The 19,925-nt window shown below is 67.8% G+C and carries 22 protein-coding genes; 10 read left to right on the forward strand and 12 right to left on the reverse strand.

The annotated features are described in order from the left end of the window. Positions 1 to 576: 576 nt before the first annotated feature. From ACGF7Y_RS35965 to ACGF7Y_RS35975, 3 genes are all read right to left on the reverse strand, one after another. Positions 577 to 777, reverse strand: coding sequence for a hypothetical protein (locus tag ACGF7Y_RS35965; protein ID WP_393242221.1), 201 nt, complete (start codon positions 775 to 777; stop codon positions 577 to 579). 247 nt (positions 778 to 1,024) lie between these two features. Next, positions 1,025 to 1,564 carry an AAA family ATPase gene (locus ACGF7Y_RS35970; RefSeq protein WP_393242224.1) on the reverse strand — a complete coding sequence of 180 codons (540 nt, stop codon included), beginning with the start codon at positions 1,562 to 1,564 and terminating at the stop codon, positions 1,025 to 1,027. A 137-nt stretch (positions 1,565 to 1,701) separates the two neighbouring features. Next, positions 1,702 to 2,250 carry a PadR family transcriptional regulator gene (locus ACGF7Y_RS35975; RefSeq protein WP_393242227.1) on the reverse strand — a complete coding sequence of 183 codons (549 nt, stop codon included), beginning with the start codon at positions 2,248 to 2,250 and terminating at the stop codon, positions 1,702 to 1,704. Positions 2,251 to 2,296: 46 nt separating this feature from the next. On the opposite strand from ACGF7Y_RS35975, the gene ACGF7Y_RS35980 reads away from it, so the two are divergent. Together ACGF7Y_RS35980 and ACGF7Y_RS35985 are read left to right on the forward strand one after the other, a co-directional pair. After that, positions 2,297 to 2,851 carry a peptide deformylase gene (locus tag ACGF7Y_RS35980; protein WP_393242230.1) on the forward strand — a complete coding sequence of 185 codons (555 nt, stop codon included), beginning with the start codon at positions 2,297 to 2,299 and terminating at the stop codon, positions 2,849 to 2,851. 267 nt (positions 2,852 to 3,118) lie between these two features. Further along, positions 3,119 to 3,766 (forward strand): LysM peptidoglycan-binding domain-containing protein, encoded by a 648-nt coding sequence (locus ACGF7Y_RS35985; RefSeq protein WP_393242233.1) that lies wholly within the window; start codon positions 3,119 to 3,121, stop codon positions 3,764 to 3,766. Positions 3,767 to 3,778: 12 nt separating this feature from the next. Here ACGF7Y_RS35985 and ACGF7Y_RS35990 read toward each other — a convergent pair whose 3' ends face one another. Both ACGF7Y_RS35990 and ACGF7Y_RS35995 read right to left on the reverse strand, forming a co-directional pair. Further along, positions 3,779 to 5,020: a PepSY-associated TM helix domain-containing protein gene (locus tag ACGF7Y_RS35990; protein WP_393242236.1), complete on the reverse strand. Its 1,242-nt coding sequence runs from the start codon at positions 5,018 to 5,020 to the stop codon at positions 3,779 to 3,781. A 68-nt stretch (positions 5,021 to 5,088) separates the two neighbouring features. After that, entirely contained in the window at positions 5,089 to 5,583 is a 495-nt protein-coding gene (locus ACGF7Y_RS35995) for a hypothetical protein (RefSeq protein WP_393242239.1), read from the reverse strand. A gap of 842 nt (positions 5,584 to 6,425) precedes the next feature. Here ACGF7Y_RS35995 and ACGF7Y_RS36000 point away from each other — a divergent pair. Continuing rightward, positions 6,426 to 6,983: a hypothetical protein gene (locus tag ACGF7Y_RS36000; RefSeq protein WP_393242242.1), complete on the forward strand. Its 558-nt coding sequence runs from the start codon at positions 6,426 to 6,428 to the stop codon at positions 6,981 to 6,983. A gap of 15 nt (positions 6,984 to 6,998) precedes the next feature. On the opposite strand, the gene ACGF7Y_RS36005 is transcribed toward ACGF7Y_RS36000, so the two are convergent. After that, complete coding sequence (locus ACGF7Y_RS36005) at positions 6,999 to 7,556, reverse strand: TetR/AcrR family transcriptional regulator (protein WP_393242244.1); 558 nt, start codon at positions 7,554 to 7,556, stop codon at positions 6,999 to 7,001. Between the two features lie 433 nt (positions 7,557 to 7,989). Continuing rightward, entirely contained in the window at positions 7,990 to 8,460 is a 471-nt protein-coding gene (locus ACGF7Y_RS36010; protein WP_393242247.1) for an SRPBCC family protein, read from the reverse strand. A 168-nt stretch (positions 8,461 to 8,628) separates the two neighbouring features. On the opposite strand from ACGF7Y_RS36010, the gene fabG reads away from it, so the two are divergent. The 4 genes from fabG to ACGF7Y_RS36030 all read left to right on the forward strand — a co-directional run bounded on the left by fabG (position 8,629) and on the right by ACGF7Y_RS36030 (position 12,395). Next, positions 8,629 to 9,381, forward strand: a complete 753-nt coding sequence (fabG, locus tag ACGF7Y_RS36015; RefSeq protein ID WP_393242250.1) for a 3-oxoacyl-ACP reductase FabG — start codon at positions 8,629 to 8,631, stop codon at positions 9,379 to 9,381. Positions 9,382 to 9,446: 65 nt separating this feature from the next. Further along, positions 9,447 to 10,313: a carbohydrate ABC transporter permease gene (locus tag ACGF7Y_RS36020; RefSeq protein WP_393242253.1), complete on the forward strand. Its 867-nt coding sequence runs from the start codon at positions 9,447 to 9,449 to the stop codon at positions 10,311 to 10,313. After that, entirely contained in the window at positions 10,303 to 11,124 is an 822-nt protein-coding gene (locus ACGF7Y_RS36025; protein WP_393242256.1) for a carbohydrate ABC transporter permease, read from the forward strand. Before ACGF7Y_RS36020 ends, ACGF7Y_RS36025 begins: the two co-directional genes overlap by 11 nt. Next, complete coding sequence (locus ACGF7Y_RS36030) at positions 11,121 to 12,395, forward strand: ABC transporter substrate-binding protein (protein ID WP_393242259.1); 1,275 nt, start codon at positions 11,121 to 11,123, stop codon at positions 12,393 to 12,395. The genes ACGF7Y_RS36025 and ACGF7Y_RS36030 overlap by 4 nt, the downstream gene beginning before the upstream one ends. 38 nt (positions 12,396 to 12,433) lie before the next feature. On the opposite strand, the gene ACGF7Y_RS36035 is transcribed toward ACGF7Y_RS36030, so the two are convergent. Then, a complete protein-coding gene (locus ACGF7Y_RS36035) occupies positions 12,434 to 13,558 on the reverse strand; it encodes an amidohydrolase family protein (protein WP_393242262.1) in 1,125 nt (374 codons plus the stop codon). A 353-nt stretch (positions 13,559 to 13,911) separates the two neighbouring features. Here ACGF7Y_RS36035 and ACGF7Y_RS36040 point away from each other — a divergent pair, with 353 nt between their 5' ends. Next, a complete protein-coding gene (locus ACGF7Y_RS36040) occupies positions 13,912 to 14,280 on the forward strand; it encodes a hypothetical protein (protein WP_393242265.1) in 369 nt (122 codons plus the stop codon). Positions 14,281 to 14,370: 90 nt separating this feature from the next. Here ACGF7Y_RS36040 and ACGF7Y_RS36045 read toward each other — a convergent pair whose 3' ends face one another. Both ACGF7Y_RS36045 and ACGF7Y_RS36050 read right to left on the reverse strand, forming a co-directional pair. Continuing rightward, positions 14,371 to 14,853, reverse strand: a complete 483-nt coding sequence (locus tag ACGF7Y_RS36045) for a hypothetical protein (protein WP_393242268.1) — start codon at positions 14,851 to 14,853, stop codon at positions 14,371 to 14,373. A gap of 11 nt (positions 14,854 to 14,864) precedes the next feature. Beyond that, on the reverse strand, positions 14,865 to 16,268 hold the full coding sequence (locus ACGF7Y_RS36050; RefSeq protein ID WP_393242271.1) for a hypothetical protein: 1,404 nt from the start codon (positions 16,266 to 16,268) through the stop codon (positions 14,865 to 14,867). 237 nt (positions 16,269 to 16,505) lie between these two features. On the opposite strand from ACGF7Y_RS36050, the gene ACGF7Y_RS36055 reads away from it, so the two are divergent. Both ACGF7Y_RS36055 and ACGF7Y_RS36060 read left to right on the forward strand, forming a co-directional pair. Then, a complete protein-coding gene (locus tag ACGF7Y_RS36055) occupies positions 16,506 to 16,817 on the forward strand; it encodes a hypothetical protein (RefSeq protein WP_393242274.1) in 312 nt (103 codons plus the stop codon). Continuing rightward, positions 16,810 to 17,301, forward strand: a complete 492-nt coding sequence (locus ACGF7Y_RS36060) for a DNA-directed RNA polymerase subunit beta (RefSeq protein WP_393242276.1) — start codon at positions 16,810 to 16,812, stop codon at positions 17,299 to 17,301. Before ACGF7Y_RS36055 ends, ACGF7Y_RS36060 begins: the two co-directional genes overlap by 8 nt. A gap of 36 nt (positions 17,302 to 17,337) precedes the next feature. On the opposite strand, the gene ACGF7Y_RS36065 is transcribed toward ACGF7Y_RS36060, so the two are convergent. Both ACGF7Y_RS36065 and ACGF7Y_RS36070 read right to left on the reverse strand, forming a co-directional pair. After that, positions 17,338 to 19,176 (reverse strand): hypothetical protein, encoded by a 1,839-nt coding sequence (locus tag ACGF7Y_RS36065; protein WP_393242279.1) that lies wholly within the window; start codon positions 19,174 to 19,176, stop codon positions 17,338 to 17,340. A gap of 48 nt (positions 19,177 to 19,224) precedes the next feature. Beyond that, positions 19,225 to 19,911 carry a hypothetical protein gene (locus tag ACGF7Y_RS36070; RefSeq protein WP_393242281.1) on the reverse strand — a complete coding sequence of 229 codons (687 nt, stop codon included), beginning with the start codon at positions 19,909 to 19,911 and terminating at the stop codon, positions 19,225 to 19,227. Positions 19,912 to 19,925: the final 14 nt, after the last annotated feature.

Here is a 19,925-nt window from a genome sequence, read left to right on the forward strand (position 1 = left end):
CCAGCCACCGACCCCTCCGGCGACCACGACCACGGCTGCGCCCGCCCCGGCACCACCACCGCCGACAACGCACCCACCGCCCCCAACACCCCACCCGCCCGCAACGCCTCACGCCTACTGAAACCATCCATCACAACACCACTCCTCATTGAGCCGGGGGCGTCACCGTGACGATGCGACGAGAGTCGGCGACGCCCGTTTCTCGCCGTCGCAACGATAAGAACAGTGATTAACTTAGCAAGTGATGACGCCTGCTGTCTCCACTTTCGACGACTTGCCGATACAGGCTCGCGCGGTAGCGAACGATCCGCGTCGGCAGGCAAGATCACCGGCTACGACCAGCAGATTCACAGCTGTGCTGCGCGAACTTCGTAATCAGTCGGCGCACCGGGGTTGGATGATCCAGTGACGGAAGCACTTCAGCGCATATCCCCATAGATCGCTAATAAAGAGTCACATAAATGAGGGCAGGAGACCCTCCTCGACGCCCCGCGATCGCCCCCCCGGGTGTGGCCGTGTGTGGACAGACGAGACGGGCCGGGCGGTTGTTCCGCCCGGCCCGTGTTCTGCTCGACGTCAGCGACCGGCGTGGCTGTGCTGACCGCCGCGCACCTTGGCCTCATGGGGCTGCGCTTCGGCGCCCTTGCGTCCGGCCGCACTCGGATCGGCGGAGTTGCGGTCGCCGAAGCTGCCGGTGCTGGCCTGGCCGCCGCGACGCGCCTGCTCCTCGGTATCGGAGCGGTTGCCGAACTGCCCGGGGTTGTTCTGGTCTGCCATCACATGCTCCTTTCGGTAGCGGATGAAACCGACTGTGGCTCTATGCGCCACGTCGTCGTGCTACCCGCACTCCGATGGGCGAATCGGCCTCCGCCCTTCTTCATACGATCGAAAAGAACCGCCCCACAGCCGCTTCGAGTACCCGTCAGCCGAACGCGTTATCCGGCTGCCGATCTGCTCTCAGACGTTCGAAACAGCCGGCACGAACATCCGGGTGATCGTCGACTCGACAGGCTCCGTAGTCCTTTCAGCGCAAGCGATGATTCCCCGAAGCGAGGACGCGCCGGACTTCCGCGACAGTCTGTTCCGCGTCGATGTGCCCGGTGTCGAGCACGTGGTCCTCGAGTTCACCCAGGTCCGCGAACGCGGTGTACAGGCCGGTGATCGCCTCGACATCCTTCAGTTCGCGCCCGGCGCGCTGCTGCGCACGCGCCAACGTCGTGTCCAGATCGGGCCGGAGGACCAGGTAGGACAGCTCCAGGAGGTCGGGTTCGGCGGCCGCGCGAAACGGCGTCAGGAACCACGGCCCCACGATTCCGTCCACCACGACGTCGTAGCCACCACGCGCGAACGTCGCGACGGACGCGACGATCGCGTCGACGACCACCTCGTTCTGCCGCTGCGCTTCGGGCAGGTACGGCGGGACGAATCCGGTGCGGATCGAGCGATAGAACCAGTCGGTCGTCACGTGGACCGTCGGCCTGCTCGCGCCTGCGGCGAGCAGTTCGGCCACGGTCGTCTTTCCCGCCCCGGGCGGGCCGGTCAGGATGATCACTTCACCGTTCACGATTCGCGAAGTTAGTCTCACGACCTGGAGAGAACCAGTCTTTTCTTTTCGTCGGCGTTCAGCCACCCACGGGGAGCACGAGAGTTCGAGACGCCACGAGCGCAATGTGGGTGGCCGCGAATGCTCTGCTCAGCGGATCACGAACGGAGTGCGTCCAGTTTGTCGATGTCGCCGAGTACTTTTTCGTGCCAATCGATTTCGGCCTGGATCCGCATCGTGGCGTGTTCGACGATGAGGTCGTCGGCGGCGTTCTGGTCGGGCCAGCGCCGGTCGAGTTGGTGTTCCACGCGAGTACGTCGGGCGCGCAGCGCGGCGAGGCGGTCTTCGAGGTATCCGCGCAGCAGCTCGCGGTCGAGATCGTCGCTGACGGCCAGTGCGAGATCCACCGGATCGGGCCGGATGTCGACTTCGGTGAAGGCTTCGTCACGCAGCGCCCGCAGTTCCCGGCGCCCTTCGTGGGTGATCTCGTAAACGGTGCGGGCGGGCAGCGCGCCGTCTTGCTCGGTGCGCAGTGGCCGGATCAACCCTTCGTCGGCCATCCGGTGCAACGCTCCGTAGAGCGAGCCGGGCTTGACCCGCGACCACAGATCGGCACGGTCCAGGCGAGCGTCGCGGCGCAGCTGATGACCGTGCATGGGCCCGCGTTTCGCGAGGGCGGCGAGGACGAACAACCTGGTCTCGTTCACCACACTAGTCTGACACGACTACTCATATTTGAGTACCCTGCGGACCATGGCTGTTCGACCGATCCTCATCGCCGGTGATCCCCGGCTGACCATGCCCGCGATCCCCGTCACCGTTTTCGACGACGACCTCGCCGCCTTCATCGACGACTTGTTCGACACCAACACCGCTGCCGCCGGGGCGGGCCTGGCCGCGAACCAAATCGGAGACCCGCGAGCGGTCTTCGTCTACGACCTCGTCGACGCGGGCCGCAGGCACCGCGGCCATGTGATCAATCCGGTCCTGCGAACCTCGCCGTTGCCCGAGACGATGCCGGACCCCGACGACTTGGAAGGGTGCCTGTCCGTGCCGGGCGAGTGGTACCCCACCGGGCGAGCGCATCGGGCCGAGGTCACCGGCGTCGATCTGGCCGGACGGCCCGTCACCGTCGAAGCCACCGGCTATCTCGCCCGCTGCCTACAGCACGAGACCGACCATCTCGCCGGCCGCCTCTACCTGGAACGCCTCATCGGGAGGAACCAGCGGGCGGCCCGCCGCATGATCAGAGACCGCCGTTGGACCCAGCCCGGCAACAGCTGGCTTCCCGGCACGGATACCCCGTGATCGCCCTTCGGCTCCACCGGGCGCGATCGGTTTCCTCTCGGGAATCCCGGTGCTCAGCGTCTCGCTCCGACCCGCGCGACAGCAGCGCCGATGAAAACGAGTAGTCGCCTACTCACGATCAGGCGACTATCCGCGACGAGCATTCGGTACTGCGAAACCCTTCGTGACCGGTAGGCGTCCGGAGTCGGCCGAAGCCCATCTGCGGCGACGACGAATCCCGCCGGGTCGCGGCTCCCACCGGCGGCAGTCTCGGAAAAGGCGGAAGTAATGAAAAAGTACGAAGTTCGACCCGGCGACACCCTCTCCGCGATCGCGCATCGCGAGTACGGCGACAGCAGTCTGTTCCCGGCGATCGCGCGCCAGAACCATCTCGCCGATCCGAATTCGATCGACGTCGGGCAACAGCTCCTGCTCCCGTACATCACCCGGCGCCACCTCGTCACCACTTCCGACTCCACCGCGGCGCGCAAGCAGATCACCCAGCGCTACTACGGCAGCGAGGACACCAATGTCCAGTTGATCTGGGAGGTGGTCAACGGTGTGGCACAACGCGAGATACAGCAAGGTGCGTGGCTGCACATCCCGGAGCTGGCCGATGTCGGCCACCACACGGTGACGGAAGGCGAGACTCTCGCGGTACTCGCCGAGCGCTGGTACGGCGACGACCACCTCGCCCTGCTGATCGAACTGGCGAACCACCTGCCCTCCGGGAGCGAACCGGCTCCCGGCCACGTACTCATCGTGCCCGGCCTGAACCGCCGCCGCACCGTCGCCGGCGATACGCTGCGGACGATGTGCCACCACGCGTACGGCCCCGCCGACTTGGACACCAGGGTGGGGGTGGTCGCGGCGGCGAATCACCTCGCGGATCCCGACACGGTCTTCGCCCGGCAAGTGATCCACTTCCCGTCGTGACTCGTGGGACGGCTACGCCCTCACGCCGTTGCGACGGCGTTCGGTTCTGCGGCGGAACAGCCAGGTCGACAGCCCGGTGACCGCGAGCGCGAGCGGAGTCAGTCCGAAGACCAGCCAGACCAGTCGCCACCACCCGTTCACCAGCCAGCCGAAGTGGGCGGGTTCGAAGACCTTGGCGTAGAAGGTGTTCGCCAGCGGCCGGTCGTGGCTCGCGTCGACCACCTCGAGGTCGGCGCCGTCGTAGGCGTTCACATAGACCAGGACGTCACCGCTGTAGAAGAGGCGATGCTCGCGTGGCGAGTAGGCGCCGGCCACGGCGGCGCGGTAGTACGGGGCGGTGTCGGTGGGCAGCAACAGGTAGGCGAGTCGGCCCGGCGCGGCGCGCCGCGCGATCGCACCGGCCTCGCCGATGGATAGCGGGGCCCGGCCCGGCACGCCCGAGCGCGGCTCGAAGGACCTCTCGGTTCGTTCCAGAGTCGTGTTGCCGCCGGTAGCGAGGAGCCAGGCCCGCTGGACGGCCGGCCATTCGATGGTGGTCCCGGTGATGCCCCACACCAGCAGGAACGGTACGGCGAGAACGCCGATGACGTCGTGCAGGTCGCGGTCCCGGGCGAAGCGCCCCTTCCGCAGGCGGACCCGGAACCCGTTGCGGGACCGCCTGAGCGACGGCCACCAGATGACCACACCGGACACCGCGAGCGTTACCAACAGTGTGCCGAGCGAGCCCAGGATCACCGCGCCCCACTTGATGTCGATGAGGGGAGCCTGGTTCTCCATGATCGGGATCGCTCCGGAGTAGCGCGCGCAGCCGAATGCGCAGTTGTGCAGATTGGCCAACCAACCCAGCACACCGTCGGTCAGGTTCACCCGCTCGTTGATTCGTCCGGTACCGGGATCGACGGAGTAGGCGGCGGTGTACTGCGCGTTTCCGATCGCGATCACACCGCCGTCCACGCCGACCCAGCCGACGGCGAAGTCGGGATCGGTCGCACGCACCAGCGCGACGGCCTGCTCGGTGTCGATCACCGGCGGCGCGTCCGTGTGCCGATAGAACGAGGCGTGCTGGGCCCGGAACAGTTCGGCGTGGTAGAGCAGGATCGCGCCCGATGTCGATTGGACCACCAGGACCGTGCCGAGGATCAACGCCGACCAGCGGTGGATCGAGATCAGTGCGCGCCGTACCGGTTTGCGGGATCGCTCGCGCGAGCGGACGATCCGCTTGCCGGGCTCGTGCACCACCGTGCTCGCGTTCATAAGGTTAGGCTAACTTGAAATAAGCCCTTCCCAGCTTCGGCGAGTTCCGATCCGCCTGGGCCTGCCGATCACCCGGCGGGCATGAGGTCGACGCCGTATCCCGGGTACATCCGCGATGCCCCTCCCGTCCGGAACACCTCGACCGGACCGACCACCTCGGTCGCGAGCCCCGCCGCCCGCATCGCGCACGCTTTGAAGGCCCGTCCGGCGAGGCTGACCCGATGCTGCACCGAACCGACCCGATGGTCGAGTTCGACGGGAAGACCCTCGCCCCACATCGTCACCTCGGTGCGCCCTCGGTCGAGACAGTCGAGCACGCCGTCGCGAACCCGGCTGTCGGACAGATACGTCGCGGAGGCGACGGCGACCGCCTGCGGCCACGTCTCTCGCACCGGCGCGGCCGAGAACTGCTCGAGATCGAGCACCGTCGCCCCGAGGATGCGCAGCGGGCGGGTGTCCCCCGGATCGGCCACCAGCACCGTGACCTCCCATCCCGCGACGGTGCGATCGAAAAGCCACCCGCCTGTCCAGCGCACCACGTCCGCGATGTTCGGCGCGACCACCGCCAAGCGGTACCGATGCGGGCACCGGCGCGTCCGGTCTCGCCAGCGAGTGAAGGAGGGCGATACTGGAGCGCCTCGGTCAACGGAATCGACGGATCGTACAGCCATGGTTCCCATCCCGGTGTCACCGATGAAGATATCGACAGGTCCGGCCGCGGACACCGACTCGATGGGTACCAACCATCGCGCCGGCCATCGCGGATCAGCGAGCCGCGCGGCCGAGGGGCGGCCGCGTGCCGAACCAGCGAAGGATCCGGAGAGCGGAGCGGCGGGGTGAGAGCGGATCGCCGAGCCCCTCGCCGGAAGGTTCTGCCGCACACACACTAAAGCGGTCCACGATCCGATGGCGGCGCTTCTGCCGAGCCCAATTGTGACCTATATCACCACGTCAGCAATTGCCTGGTCAAGACCCTTCGTTCACCTACCGCAGCCCCTACGAGCCACCACATCTCCCTGCGTTCCCGACTGCGGGACATCAGACAACGAGCGGTCGTACGTTGCGCGACCTACCCGGAACGCAAGCGATCACCACTTGTCACCTGTTGCCCGAGAATGCTTTACACCAGCACTTTTCGCTGCCCGAATATTTGAGTCACAGCCGGTCCCAAGCCCTGCGGGAACCTGGACCGCGCCGCGAGGGCGGCTTGACGACACCGCGCTCATGGTTCAAACTGGTTACCTACCGGACAAACCTATCCGGATCGTCCACCGGTCCGGAACCCAGCCGCTGGCAATCACTCGGCAATCACAGGTCGAGAGTCTTGTCATGCGACGATTCCATCTGCGACCGAGGGGGGCGGCATGGGCAAGTCGGCGTCTCGGCGACGAGCACCAGGAGACGTATGCGAACGCTCACCAGTCGCGCCGATCCCGACGACTCGCTCACCGCGACAGCCTTCGACCTGCGCGCGGGCGCCATCGTTCTCGCCGAATTCGGCGCTCCCCCGGCCGATCCGTTCAGCATCCGGCACCGCCTGGCGGACCTCACGCCGCTCGGTGCGCCGGTCCATCCGCTTCCCGGACACCTGCACCGGCTCGGCATACTGCTGCGCTGCTGCATCGACCACATGGCGATCACCGCGGAGATCGCGCAGATCCATGATCTGATCGGGCTCGCCGACGAACTCGTCGAATTGGTGGACATCATCAGTGACTCCGCCGTCTACACCGCCGAAGGCGTTGTCGCCGTGGCCGACTCGGTACAGCGACACGCACACGCCACCGCGGTGAGACTCCGTACCCGCGGTGCCGACGCCACGGTACACCGGTTGCTCGCTCGCTGGTCGACGGAAAGCGGAATAGATTTCGGGCAACGCGAATTCGCCAACGGGCTCCTGCACGTCATCCGGTCGTTCGAGCGCGTCGCCGACGAGCTGGCGTCGATCGAGCGCGCGCCGTGACAGGCGGGCGTGCGCTCAGCCGCGCAACGCGCGATCCAGCAACGCCCATGCCTGCCGGGCGGTTTCCTTCTTCGACTGCGCGTCGGTCTTCGACAGCACGGCGGCCAGCATCGCCAGCGCCAAGACCACGTCCGCGGTGGTGATGTCCGCACTGATCGTGCCGCGCTGACCCGGATCCTCCAGCTTCTCCGCGATGAGGGCGATCAGCCGCCGCGCCACCTCGAACAGGCGCATGTCGTCGGTGTTGGTGGGGTGGATCATCGCGATGAACGCCGCCGAGGTGGTGATCTGCTCGACCATGATCGCCAGCAGGTCGTCCACGGTGACCGCGGGATCGGCGGCCAGCGCCTCGATACCGTCGATGTTCTCCTCGAACACCGCCAGCGCGATGCTCTCCCGCGTCGGGAAGTGCCGGTAGAGCACGCCCTGCCCGACTCCGGCGGCCCGCGCGATGGAACTGAACGGCGCGTCGAAGCCACTGTCCGCGAAGATTTCTCGCGCCGCCTGGATCAAGGCTGCCCGGTTGCCGGCCGCCGCCTTCGGCCCCCTGTTCACACGGCGTGGCGAGGTCATTCGGGCAAGATTACCGGACCATTGTGGCCGTCCTTGCCCCGCGGAGCGCCCGGCACGGCATCCCATACCGGGACGTGTGAGCCGCGCCCCTTCGACGTGGCGTCGTGATCTGACGCACACTACGAGACATAACCGGACAATACAGTCCGGTATGCCGATGCGGCCGGATCGGCGGGCAGGGACGCCGTCGCACCATGCCCGATCCGGTGCCCACTCGACGCCACTGCACCCCACCGGGTCCTTCGGATGCATGACACCGCTGCCGCCCGACAGCCGCACCACCAGCGCTCGGAACCGACCACCAGCCGTCGGAGACCGCAGGGGACCGGAACATCTGTTCGCCGCCTCCGCCCGCCGAGTCATGACCGGTCGGCCCCGGTTCAAGGTTGCCGCGCTCGCCGCCTTCGCCGCGCCGCTGCTGGTGGCGGCACTGCTACGACGAAACCGCCTGCTGCTCGGCGAGTTCGGCGAGGCGGTCGAGGGAGGCCGACAGTTTGTCCGCGGTGGTCGCGCGGGCGCGGATCTGACGCTTCTCGTCGGTGAGCGACGTCCAGTCATAGGTATGGGTGACTCGGGTGCGGCCCTCGCCCACCGGCTCCAGCTCCCAGCGCCACAGGTGGCCGGGCGGCTGTTTGCCCGGCTCCGACGGACGCCACGCGATGCGACTGCCCTCCGCGAACTCCACCACGTGGTTGTCGCGGACGGCTCCGTTGGTCAGGGTCGTGCTGAACACCGCCCCGGCTTCCCGCACCCGCTGCCCCGTCGCGGCCTCGGCCAGGTTGTCGTTGCCGTCCCAGCGCGGCTGCTCGGCGGGATCGGCGATCAGCTCGAAGATGGCCGCCGGGCCCGCGTTGATCTCACGGCTGGCGCTGACGATACGGGGAGGCTCGTTCTGGTCGGTCACGTGCCGATCGAAACATCGGGCCGGGAGCGGAGCAAGCCTTCTGCTCGAGAGTTGTGGTAATTCACCCCGCGCCGATTCCGGCGGCGTGCTCGGCGGCCGGTCCTCGCCACGGCGACAGGCCGGTGCGGTATGACTGATTCGATATCCGACCGACGAAGGGACGCGTTCATGGGCGAGCGAGTGGCAGTGGTTTCCGGCGCCGCGCGAGGGATCGGCGCGGCGATCGCCAAGCGCTTGGCGGCGGACGGGCTTCGTGTCGGCGTGCTCGACCTCGATGCGGCCGCCTGCGCCGACACGGTCCACGCCATCACCGAGGCGGGCGGACGAGCCGTCGCGCTCGGCGCCGACGTGTCGAACGAGGAGTCGGTCGCCGCCGCCGTCGAGCGACTGGACAACGAGCTGGGCGCGCCGACGGTCGTGGTGAACAACGCCGGCATTCTGCGGGACAACTTGCTGTTCAAGATGAGCGTCGCGGACTGGGACGCCGTGCTGAACGTGCACCTGCGCGGAGCCTTCCTGCTCACCCGCGCGGTGCAGAAGTACATGGTCGAACAGAAGTGGGGACGCGTCGTCAACATGTCCAGCACCTCCGCGCTCGGCAATCACGGACAGGCGAACTACTCGGCGGCGAAGGCAGGGTTGCAAGGCTTCACCAAGACCCTGGCGTTCGAGCTGGGCAAATTCGGCGTCACGGCCAACGCGATCGCTCCCGGCTTCATCGTCACCGACATGACCGCCGCCACCGCCGAGCGTGTCGGCGTCTCGTTCGAGGACTTCCAGAAGGCCGCCGCATCGCAGATTCCCGTGCAGCGGGTAGGCACTCCCGAGGACATCGCGCACGCCGCCTCGTTCCTCGTGAGCGAGGGCGCCGGTTTCGTATCCGGCCAGGTGATCTACGTGGCGGGCGGCCCCACCGACTGACTCCGCCGCCCCGCGCGCCGTACGGGAGCGGGCGGGGGCGGGCGGGGGCGGTAACGTCGCAGCACATGAACCGGCGTGCGGCTCGTCGTACCGCGACGAGCTATGTTCTCCTGCTGCCGAGCCTGATCGGCGTCGGCGCCTTCCTGCTGCTACCGATCCTGGTGGTGACCTGGCTCAGTCTGCACAGCTGGAACTTGTTGGGGCCCAGGGAATTCGTGGGACTGCGCAACTGGCGCTCGGTGCTGGGCGACGCAGCGTTCGGCCATGCCCTGCTGGTGACGCTGGCGTTGACCGCCATCGTGGTGCCCGCGCAGACCGTGCTGGGTTTCACGGTCGCGGCGTTGCTGGCTCGGCGGCGCGGCGGGACGAGCCTGCGAATCATGTACGCGTTGCCGTGGATGTGCGCTCCGGTCGCGGTCGGTGTGGTGTGGCAGTGGATGTTCGCCCCCACCGGGGGTGCGGTCAACGCCGTCCTCGGCAGGCGCGTCGAATGGCTGTCGGATCCCGCGCTGGCGCTGCCGTCGGTGGCCGCGGTGAGCGTGTGGGCGAACTTCGGGTACGTGGCGCTGTTCTTCGTGACCGGGATCCGCGCGATACCGAGCGAGATCCTCGACGCGGGGGCGCTGGACGGCGCTACCGGCTGGCGCCGGATCCGCTGGCTGATCCTGCCGTTGCTGCGCCCCACCATGTTCTTCGTGCTGGTCACCGGCGTACTGACCGCGTTCCAGACCTTCGACACCGTGTACGCGTTGACCAAGGGCGGGCCGGGCGATCGCACGGATGTGCTCGCGATGCGAATCTTCTCCGAGGCCTTCGACGCCGCGCGTCCGGGCCGCGCCGCCGTCATGGCGCTGGTGGTGTTCGCGGTGATGTTCGCGATCACCGTGGCGCAGCACCGCTACTTCCGGAATCGGACCACCTATGAGTTCTGATCGCCTGCGGTCGGCCGCGGCCTACGCGGTGCTCTCGGCCGGCGCGCTGCTGACCGTGACACCCCTGCTGCTCAGCGCCCTCACCGCGGTGAAGACACCCGACCAGTTCGCCACCGGGTCACCGCTGGCCCTTCCACATCCGGCTACGGCGGACAACTTCCGGACGGTGCTGGATTACGGGTTCGGGCGTGCGGTGCTGGTGACCGCGCTGATGACGGTGTTGGTCACCGGCGGCCAGCTGATCACCTCGGTGCTGGCGGCATACGCGTTCGCCCGCACCGAATTCCCGGGCCGCGACGGGCTGTTCTGGGTGTATCTGGGCACCATGATGGTGCCGCCGATGGTGACCCTCATCCCCCTGTATCTGATGTTCGCCGAACTGGGCCTGCTGAACACGTTCTGGGCGCTCGTGCTGCCGTTCGTGTTCGGATCGCCGTACGCGATCTTCTTGCTGCGGCAGTACTTTCGCGCGATTCCGCAGGAGTTGATCGGTGCGGCGCGGCTCGACGGCGCGAACACCCTCGACATCATCGTGCACGTGATGGTGCCGATGAGCCGGCCGGTGCTGGCGACCTTGACGCTCATCACGATCGTCTCGCAATGGAACAACTTCATGTGGCCGCTGGTCGCGAGCAGCGGCCGTTCGTGGCAGGTGCTGACCGTGGCAACGGCTAACCTGCAGACCCGCTACAACGCGCAGTGGACCCTGGTGATGGCGGCCACGACCCTGGCCATCGCGCCGCTGGTGGTGCTGTTCGTGATCTTCCAGCGGCAGGTGCTGCGCTCGATCGCGTGGACGGGGGTGAAATGAGGACGTCGACCCGCGTCGTACTCGCTGTCGCGCTGGCCGCGGCGCTGCTGGTCACGGCCGTCCTGTGGCTCGGCCGCAGCGGCGACGGGTCCGGGCGTACCGTGCTGGGGCTGCGCGTCTGGGACGAGAGTCTCGTTCCCGCCTACCGTGCCTCCCTCGCGGAGTTCGAGCGGGCGAATCCGGACGTCGAGGTGCGGCTCACGGTGGTGCCGTGGTCGTCCTATCAGCAGAAGTTGCGCTTGGACGTGGCCGGGGGCACCGCCGACGATCTGTTCTGGACCAACTCCTACGAGGACTACGCCGATACCGGGCGGTTGATCGATATCGGGGCGGCGCTCGGTCCCGAGGCCGCGGCAGTCTGGGATCCTTCGGCGGTAGCACAGTACACACGCGACGGAAGGCTCTGGGCTGTACCGCAATTCGTCGACGCGGGTACAGCGGTGTATTACAACCGGGAACTGCTCGCGGCCGCACACGTGGATCCCGCCGAGCTGAGCGCGCTGCGGTGGAGCCCGGACGGCGACGACACCCTACGACCGATGCTGCGCAGGCTCGCGACGGCCGCCCCATGGGCGTACAACGCGGGCCACGACTTCCAGTCCATCGAGCTGCCCTACCTGGGCTCGGCCGGAGCGCGATTGCAGGACGACAACGACCACTTCGTCTTCGACAGCCCGCAGGGCGTGGCGGCGTTCGACTATCTGGTGCGGTTGATAGCCGACCGGCTCACGCCCTCTCCCGCGGACACCAACACCAATCCCGACTTCGCGAAGAACGCCTTCCTGCAAGGCAAACTCGCGCTGCTGCAATCCGGGACGTTCAATCTCGCGCAGGTCGCAGCACGGGTCCGCTTCGGCTGGGGTGTGGCGCTGCTGCCCGAGGGCCCCGCCGGGCGGGTGAGCACGAACAACGCGATCGGCGTCGCCGGTAACGCGGCCACCCGGCATCCGGACGCGGTTCGCCGGGTGCTGGCCTGGCTCGGCAGCGGCGCGGGCAATCGCTACCTGGCCGATGGCGGCGCCGTCATCCCGGCGGTCGTCTCCGAGCAGCGGCGTTATCGCGACTACTGGGCCGCGAAGGGAGTAGACGTCTCCCCCTTCTTCGACGTGCTGCGCGGCCCGCGCATCTCCTCCGGTGGCGGGCCGGGATTTCCGGCCGCGCTCCGCGCCGTCGAGCCGATTCTCGCCGAAATGTATCTGGGCCGGATTCCGGTGCCGGAGGCCCTGTCCCGGGCCCGGACCGCGGCCGAGGCCGCCGTGGCGGAGAACTGAGCCTACGCCGCGGAGTCCCGGCGGCGCGCGGCTGTCGCTCACCCGCCGACCGCTGCGGCCAGCCGCGGCAACTGCCGCAACGGGTTGATCCGTTCGACCTCCATCCGCTGGTCGGCGTCGAAGATGTCGCTGAGGCCGGGAGCCGGATCGTGGGTGCCGGACTGCGGGAGGGTGAGCGCGCTGAAGGGCCAGTCGGATCCGAAGACGACGTGGTCGCGCTTGCTGACCGCCAGCACACTCGCCATCGCCGCGGCCGACCCGCTCAGCGCGGTGTCGTAGTAGAAGTTCCCGATCTGGCGTTGCGTGTCGAGTAGCGACGGCCTGGGCAGGTCCTCGGGCCAGAGCTCGCCGATCACCGTCTGCGAGGCGACGCTGATGCGGTGGGACAGGAAGGGAAGCGTCCCGCCCGCGTGCGCCAGCTGGAAACGGATGTTCGGGTAGCGCTGTGTCATCCCGGTGGCCATCATCAACGTCGCCGCGCGGGTGGTGTCGAAGGTGAATTCTTCGAGGAAGTCCGGCAGCGGCAGTTTCGGTTTGGCGTCGGCGGCGATGGCGGCCGGGTGCACGAAGACGTAGGCGTTGCGCTGGTTCAGCGCGATCAGCAACGGCTCGAAACGAGGATCGCCGAGATAGACACCGTCGTAGGCGGACAGCAGAACCACACCGTCGAGACGCAGTTCGTCCAGCGCGTACACGGCTTCGGCGATGGAAGCGGGGATATCGGGCATCGGCAGCACCGCGAAGGCGCCGAATCGCTCGGGGTGGTCCCGGAACAGCCCGGCGCCGTAGGTGTTGCAGTAGCGGGCCATGTCGGCGGCTTCCTTGCCGCGCAGGAAGGACACCCCGGGGTCGGATACCGACAGTGCCTGCGCCTGGATGCCGTAGTAGTCCATGAACGCCAGCGCCTGCTCGGGCGACCAATCCGGCGTCGGGTACCCGCCGATGGTGACGTGACCGTGCTCGAGCAACGCCGCCCGGTAGTCCGGCGGCAGGAAATGCGCGTGCAGGTCGATCCGGTAGGTGCCCGAAGGCGCAGGTCGCCGAGTGCGAAGCGGAGTCGCCCGCGCGACCGCCGCCATCGCGGCGGCGCCGAGCGTCCCCGCGAGAGCGCCGCCCAGCGCCCCACGCCTGCTCATCTTCCTGCGGAATCGGGAATCGGTCATCGAAGTCCTCACTGGTCCGGACGGGGAGCGGCCGAGCCGTCGATGCTCGCCTGCACCACCGCCACGACGGTATCCGAGGAAATCATCAACTAAGACGAAATCATCGTCAAGAGTTGATGAAGAAATACTCAGGACCGTGGATAATCTCAATAACCTCCTCCTTGCGGCGAGGCTTCGAGACGAAGCGGCCAACCCTTCCGCAGACTGTCCCGCGTGAACCGCCTCCCGGCTGGACGGCTCAGCCCTGCACGGCATGCGGCGAGGCGTCCGCGTCGTATCGGCACGGCCGTGGTCCGCCCGTAACGACTCGGTGTCCGCCCTCGATTGCCACATGACCTTCGAAAGGAATTCGAATGAGCTCTACGACAATCGCCGCCGCACGAGTCACGGCCGCCGCCGTGTCGGTTCTGGGCTTTGCCACGGTAATCGGTTCCGGCACAGCTCAAGCCGCGCCACAGGACTGTGTCGTCACGCGAGACCTGTTCACTGCGACGGCGACCTGCCACGACGACGATGCGCCCCCCGGCAGGGAATACAACCTGGTGGTCGAGTGCGTCGGCCTGCACGGCGTACCGAATGCGTTCCCGCTCATGGCCATCGGCCCTTACCGAGGTTCGTGGAGTGGCTCATTCAGCCCCTCCGGCCAGGGCACCGCCTCATGCTTGGGCCCCGCCAGCATCGGCACCACCACCAACGCCTACGTCGCGGTATACCGCGACTGATCCGATGGTGGCCGGACTGCTGTCCCACAGTTGACCGGCCACCCATCGAACGGTGCGCAGACGAGTACGCGGACCGGCTGGGACCATCCTTCAGCCGCGGGCCGCGCCCTCCGGCCACACCACGTCCACCGGCACCCCGGCTTTGCGGGCCAACCGCACCACAGAGCCGGTTCCGCTGCGCTCCCCGTCCGCACCGTCCCATACCGCGACCAGCCGGTCTACCGAGTCCACCACCGCCGCGTTCGCGGCCTCGTACGCTTCGCGGCCCGCGTCATCGAAGTCCATCACGCGCACCACGGCCGCACGCTGCGTGAGGTCGTCGAACAGCTCGGCGTGGTCGGGCTTCACCTTCGTCTCCCGGTAGTTCCGCGACGGCAACACGACCTCGAGCTGTCCGCCTGCGTCGAGAACGGCTCGGGCGAACACCGAATCGGCGCCACGGGCTATGCAGCTCACCCCGAATACCACGTCGCCGGTCCCGTTGGTGGCGAGCAACTCACGGATCGCCGTGTAGACCAGCGGCTCGGTGGCCTCGGTGATATTCATGTGCCCGGTGACCCCGATGCGCACCATGCAGTTCGCTCCTATGCTGTCGCCGCGACGAGCGGCCGCATCCGATCGCGCAGTTCGGCCACCCCAGCCACGTTCACGTGCTGTCGGGTGCGGTTGTACACCCTGGCGAGCTTCTTGGCCACACGGTCAGAGGCGGTCTGCTCGACTACCTGTAGCGCGCCGTGACCAACCCGGCAGGCTTCTTCGACCTCTCCCTGAAGGAGACGCGCCTCGACCATACCGAGCTGATCCAGCGCGGCGCTGCGCACGCGGTTCGGCCGCCGAAGTGCAATCGCGCGATCGATCAGCTCGATGGCTTCATCGGCCGCCCTTGGGTCGCGGCGTGCCATGTCGAGCACTCTGCCTCCGAGGGTCCCCGACAACTCGGCAGCATCGAAGTAGTGGATCCAGTACGGATCACCCGTCGGCTGCGAGTCCTCGAAGACCTCATAGGCCTTGTCGCTGGCACGTCGAAATGCTGTCGGCCGCTTCAACTGAGCGTAAGCCCACGCCTCACGGGTGTAGAGCATCGCTTGGGTGGTCGCGGTGAGGCGGCCGACGGAGTACTCCTGCGCCAGCCGAATGAGTTCGAGCGCGTCCGCGGACTTGCCCAGCGACAGCAGTTGACGCGCCATCCCGGCAACCACCACGGCCGTGAATGCCGGGTCCCGCGCTTCTCCGGACGCACGAATGGAGAGGGCGTAGTAATGCTGCGCGAGTTTCTGATGTCCCGAGTCCCACGACATCATGGCTGCGGTCTCCGCTAGCTGAGCCATGGTTCCAGCCAACCGGCGCCGCAGTTCCGGCGGGTGATTCTCGCCGAGCAGTTCGTTGACCTCGGCGAGCTGCCCGACCACGGCTTTACGGCGCAAGCCGCCGCCGTGCTGGTCGTCCCAGGAACGGAATACACGTGCAGCGTTTTCGAGCTGCTCGACCTCTTGCATGCCGACGCCGGTCCGCGCACGGCGCGGGATGCTCGGCGGGTTGCCGTTTCTGAGCCATCGCTCCAACGGTTCGAGGAGGGGTGGACCAGCGACAACGCCGAGTAGGGCCCTGCCGATCTGTCTACGGTCGAGCATGAGATCCTCCCTGGCCAGGTCGAAGGCGACCATTGTGATGTCGGTCGTCCACATGCCTGGAACCCATTGCCCCACCGTATCCGTTGTCGCGTCGCATGCAGGCAGACCATCAACAGCTTTGCTTGCGGTCGCGGCGGCGAATCGCGCTCGCTGCTCGGGCGTCGCGCGGTCGAGCAGCGTTTGCATAATCGCGGCGCTGTTCTCGTTCAGCTGGATCGAACTACCTAGTTTGCGCCACTTTTTCACAGTGCTCGGCGCGATGCCTGCTTTCGATGCGAACCGCTTTTGAGCGAGCCCCAAGATCCCCCGCAACAAAGTGGCTTCAGCACCGGTCCATGTGACCTGCATACCCAACATTCGCCCCCTGCTGTAGTTGAGTCACTGCAAGTAGACCGGAGTAGACCGCAAGTTCTACCAGCGTAGACCGAGTGCATCTTCCGATGCGCCTGAACAGGCGCCATGTTGGTTGCGGGCCCCGGCACCGGGTGAGAGCCCGTCCCTTACCCGGGCACACTTCCGGCGCCGATGACGCCGCCGGAGGGTCGCAAGATCCTCGGTGCCGGGCGCCTTCCGATCAACACAAAGGGGAGCGGCGTGGGAATGGAAGAGGGTGGCAAGGTCCGATTGTCGAAGACCGGGCAGTGGGAAACCACCGACGGCACACCGTACGGTCCGCTCTTGCGCGTGCGGTGCCCGGATATCCAGCACTGCCTACGGCTGGCTCCCTACGACGACGGCCGGATCGGACCCCACGACCGCAACATCCCTGGCGTGTGCGGCTGGGTCGGAGCCGCGATAGTCGATGACCGGCATGACATTCCGCGATCCTGTCTGATCACTCTGGGCGCTGTCACCGGTGTCGACCGCAGGCGGATGCCACCCGAGGCCGGTGATCGGGATGCGTGACATCGACGACGCGACCCTCGTTCTCGCCGACACCCCGGCATCACGATGCCGGTTCTACTGCGAGGCTTTCGGATTGCCCGCGCGGGTGCAGCCGGAGCTGGGCCGGATCTTCTTCGTCTCCGGCAGCGTCGGTGCGATCACGATGCCCGCGCAGCTCGGCGCGGGCGCGCGGGCGCAACTGCTCGACCACGGCGTGCAGCCTGGACCGATCGTGTCGCATCCACGATCGAAACGGTGGACGTTCCTCATCGTCCCGGACATCCCGGACTCCGACATGAGCCTGTTCGCAGAGTTGTTCCGGCTCAATGTGTCTGTGGCCCGTCAGGGCGCGCAGATCGCGTTGCCGTCACCGGCAGACGGAGACCTCGGGTTCCGGGTATGGGCCCACGCACCGCAAGGCACCTACCGGCCGCGCGGCATGGTCGTGGTCGAGGCCATCCGCGTCTGCGCATCCAGCCGTAGGCGCACGCCGCCGAACCGATGACGCCGGTCGTATCCGAGGGCGGCGATAGCCGTCGGTTCAATTGTCGTAGGACGCGACGCCGACGGGCCCGACGCCCACGCACAGGTTCAGGCCCGGTGTGACGGTGCTGATTCGCAGTGCCGAACCGCTGCCGATGAGGCGAACGAAGACGGTGTTGGGACCCTTTCGGACCGGCGCGGTCACCGTTTCGCCTTGTTCCAGGGCGACCGTGATGCGGCCGTCGCGGCTGGCGAGGTAGTTGAGTTGCGCTGTCCATTTGTTCGCGAGCATCGGGCCGTCGAGGAGCAGGCGAGCCGGGGTGGTGCCCTCGATCCGGTAGCCGCAGCCCGGCTCCGGGCCGGGGAGGATGATCCGGTTCCACCAGACCGCCGCCTCGACGATCTCACCGTTGTCGGTGATCATCCGCAGGTGGGGTGTCGAGTCCGCGAACGTGCCCGGAGCGGCTATGGGAGCCAGGACGTTCCTGGTGAGATTCTGCGGATAGGCCAGGGGATTCAGCACATTCCACGGCACCTCCTGCTCGAGCAGGGGCGCGCCGTCCCATGCGCTCAGCCCCGATTTCACGTTGGTGATGTAGGTTTCGGTCGGGCCGACACGCCAGGATCGCACGAACGTCCAGGTGGACCAGAGACTGCTGACGACGAACACCACCGTTACGGCGATCGTCACGGACCGCATCGGAAGCGCCGGGCCCCGGCACGGCCGGGGACGGGCCCGCAGCATGAGCGCACCCGCGGCCGCCGACACCACCGCCGTGTCGGCGAAGTAGCGCAGCGACTGCATCAACTCCCCCGCGGTGTTCGGTCCGCCGCGAGCCAGCGCCACCGCCAGCTGAGCGATCAAAACGTACGCCGCGGCCGTCAGCCAGACCGCCCCGATCCGCCGCCGGGCGCGCATCGTCAGCGCTACTACCGCGGCGAGCGCGAGCCAGGCCGACACCACCGCCCACCCCGGCGGATCCGCCCACGGCGTCGACGGTAGCCACCGCTCCCACACCCAGGGGCCGCCGAACAGGGCGGGCACGACCCCCAGGGAGGCGGCGCCGGGCAGCAGGTCGCGCAACTCGTCCCACCTGTCGGGCAGGCCGGGACCGTCGACCACCACGAGGTAGATGATCGACCAGCAGGCCAGCACCGCGCCCGATCCGACCCACAGCGCCGCACCCCGGCGGGCCACCGTGCGCATCGGGGCCGCGCGCCCGTCGACGTAGCGGGCCAGCGCCGTGATGGCGAAGGCGACGAACGGCACGACCGCCGACTTCTCGAAGAACAGCAGCGTCACCGCCAGCACCGCGACCCCGGACAGCGCGTATCGGCGGCGACCGGTCCGGACGAGCAGCACCGCGTCCCCGATCACCCAGGCGAGGGCGAACTGTAGCGGCAGTGCGTTCAGAGCGGCGGCCCACCAGACGAACGCCGGGACCGTCAGAGGGCAGAACAGGTAGAAGACCAGCGGAAGCAGGATCGGCCATCGTGGGCCCACCACCAGCAGCAGCATCCGCACCACGGCTACCGACGCGCCGAGCTGCATGATCAGCAGCACCGTCACCGGTGCGGCCCAGACCAGCGGCGCCACCGCGTTCACCGCCCAGGCCGTGGCGAATGCCAGCGGCATGAAGTGCCCGTCGTGGTCGTACAGCAGCAGATCCGCAGACCACAACCCGAATCGGGCCGCCCGGCCGACCAGGATGAAATCGTCCCAATAGAAGTAGCCGCTGCCCGCTACCCACCAGCGGACCGCCAGCTGCAACACCACGAGGCAACCGGCCACGACGACCAGTGGCCGCGCGCTCCGGATCCGCCGCAACCGGCCGCCGGCCGCGGCGGACCGAGGGGCGCGCGCGGGCTCCGGCACGGCGAGCACAGCAGTATCCATGTCATCCCACCGTAGCGGCGGTCGGCCCGGGGACCCGTCGCTTCGCGGCTATGGGAATTGCCTGTCCCGCCAATACGACAGGTCGCCCGATGGCCGGGTCTCCTCGACGTCCAGTGCCGCGTCGGCCCGCACGGCCTCGATCAGCGGGGCGCTGCCCGCGATGCCGGTCCACGGCAGGTCGATCTCGGTCGCCACGAACCACGCCCGGTCGGCGGGCCAGATGAGATTCGGGCTGTTGATCGTCCGTGGCCAGTCCGGCAGCAGGTCCGCGGCTCCCCACTGCCCCGCCTCGCCGAGCGGCCCGCGGAACAGCAGGTAGTCCCGCGCGGGTATCCGCAGGCGCGGCCCTTCGATCACGTGCGGCGGGAAGGCCGGTGCGACGGTGGGCGCGGTCGTCAGATCCGCCGTCTCGTCCACGCTGAACGCGACGGCCACCGAGGAGCCGCCGTAGATGTCGCCGAAGCCGTCCCAGAGCCCGAAGTAGCACTCCTCCGGCGTCTCGGTGTGCTCGGCGAGTATGCCGGTCAGCCGCCGCAGCACCTCGACATCGAGGTCGCCTTCGAGATTCAGCAGGGTAGCGGGATCGGACGGATCCTCGTCGGGTTCGACGGGGTGGAACAGCCGGGCGTATCGCGCGAACCCACTGGGTCCGATCGAACACAGTTGCGTCCAGGGATCGCGACGCTCGGTGAACCACTCGGCTTTGGAGACATCCGGCTCGTGTCGCAGCGGCATCCTGCCAACCTAGC

The organism is Nocardia sp. NPDC047654, assembly GCF_043205035.1.
Lineage (GTDB): Bacteria > Actinomycetota > Actinomycetes > Mycobacteriales > Mycobacteriaceae > Nocardia.

What these genes read in the sequence shown, in the direction of transcription:
- ACGF7Y_RS35965 (WP_393242221.1), bottom strand. Translation starts at nt 777, where the DNA reads ATGGCAGACCAGAACAACCCCGGGCAGTTCGGCAACCGCTCCGATACC.
- ACGF7Y_RS35980 (WP_393242230.1), top strand. Translation starts at nt 2,297, where the DNA reads ATGGCTGTTCGACCGATCCTCATCGCCGGTGATCCCCGGCTGACCATG.
- ACGF7Y_RS35985 (WP_393242233.1), top strand. Translation starts at nt 3,119, where the DNA reads ATGAAAAAGTACGAAGTTCGACCCGGCGACACCCTCTCCGCGATCGCG.
- ACGF7Y_RS35990 (WP_393242236.1), bottom strand. Translation starts at nt 5,020, where the DNA reads ATGAACGCGAGCACGGTGGTGCACGAGCCCGGCAAGCGGATCGTCCGC.
- ACGF7Y_RS36000 (WP_393242242.1), top strand. Translation starts at nt 6,426, where the DNA reads ATGCGAACGCTCACCAGTCGCGCCGATCCCGACGACTCGCTCACCGCG.
- ACGF7Y_RS36005 (WP_393242244.1), bottom strand. Translation starts at nt 7,556, where the DNA reads ATGACCTCGCCACGCCGTGTGAACAGGGGGCCGAAGGCGGCGGCCGGC.
- fabG (WP_393242250.1), top strand. Translation starts at nt 8,629, where the DNA reads ATGGGCGAGCGAGTGGCAGTGGTTTCCGGCGCCGCGCGAGGGATCGGC.
- ACGF7Y_RS36020 (WP_393242253.1), top strand. Translation starts at nt 9,447, where the DNA reads ATGAACCGGCGTGCGGCTCGTCGTACCGCGACGAGCTATGTTCTCCTG.
- ACGF7Y_RS36025 (WP_393242256.1), top strand. Translation starts at nt 10,303, where the DNA reads ATGAGTTCTGATCGCCTGCGGTCGGCCGCGGCCTACGCGGTGCTCTCG.
- ACGF7Y_RS36030 (WP_393242259.1), top strand. Translation starts at nt 11,121, where the DNA reads ATGAGGACGTCGACCCGCGTCGTACTCGCTGTCGCGCTGGCCGCGGCG.
- ACGF7Y_RS36035 (WP_393242262.1), bottom strand. Translation starts at nt 13,558, where the DNA reads ATGACCGATTCCCGATTCCGCAGGAAGATGAGCAGGCGTGGGGCGCTG.
- ACGF7Y_RS36040 (WP_393242265.1), top strand. Translation starts at nt 13,912, where the DNA reads ATGAGCTCTACGACAATCGCCGCCGCACGAGTCACGGCCGCCGCCGTG.
- ACGF7Y_RS36045 (WP_393242268.1), bottom strand. Translation starts at nt 14,853, where the DNA reads ATGGTGCGCATCGGGGTCACCGGGCACATGAATATCACCGAGGCCACC.
- ACGF7Y_RS36050 (WP_393242271.1), bottom strand. Translation starts at nt 16,268, where the DNA reads ATGTTGGGTATGCAGGTCACATGGACCGGTGCTGAAGCCACTTTGTTG.
- ACGF7Y_RS36060 (WP_393242276.1), top strand. Translation starts at nt 16,810, where the DNA reads ATGCGTGACATCGACGACGCGACCCTCGTTCTCGCCGACACCCCGGCA.
- ACGF7Y_RS36065 (WP_393242279.1), bottom strand. Translation starts at nt 19,176, where the DNA reads ATGGATACTGCTGTGCTCGCCGTGCCGGAGCCCGCGCGCGCCCCTCGG.
- ACGF7Y_RS36070 (WP_393242281.1), bottom strand. Translation starts at nt 19,911, where the DNA reads ATGCCGCTGCGACACGAGCCGGATGTCTCCAAAGCCGAGTGGTTCACC.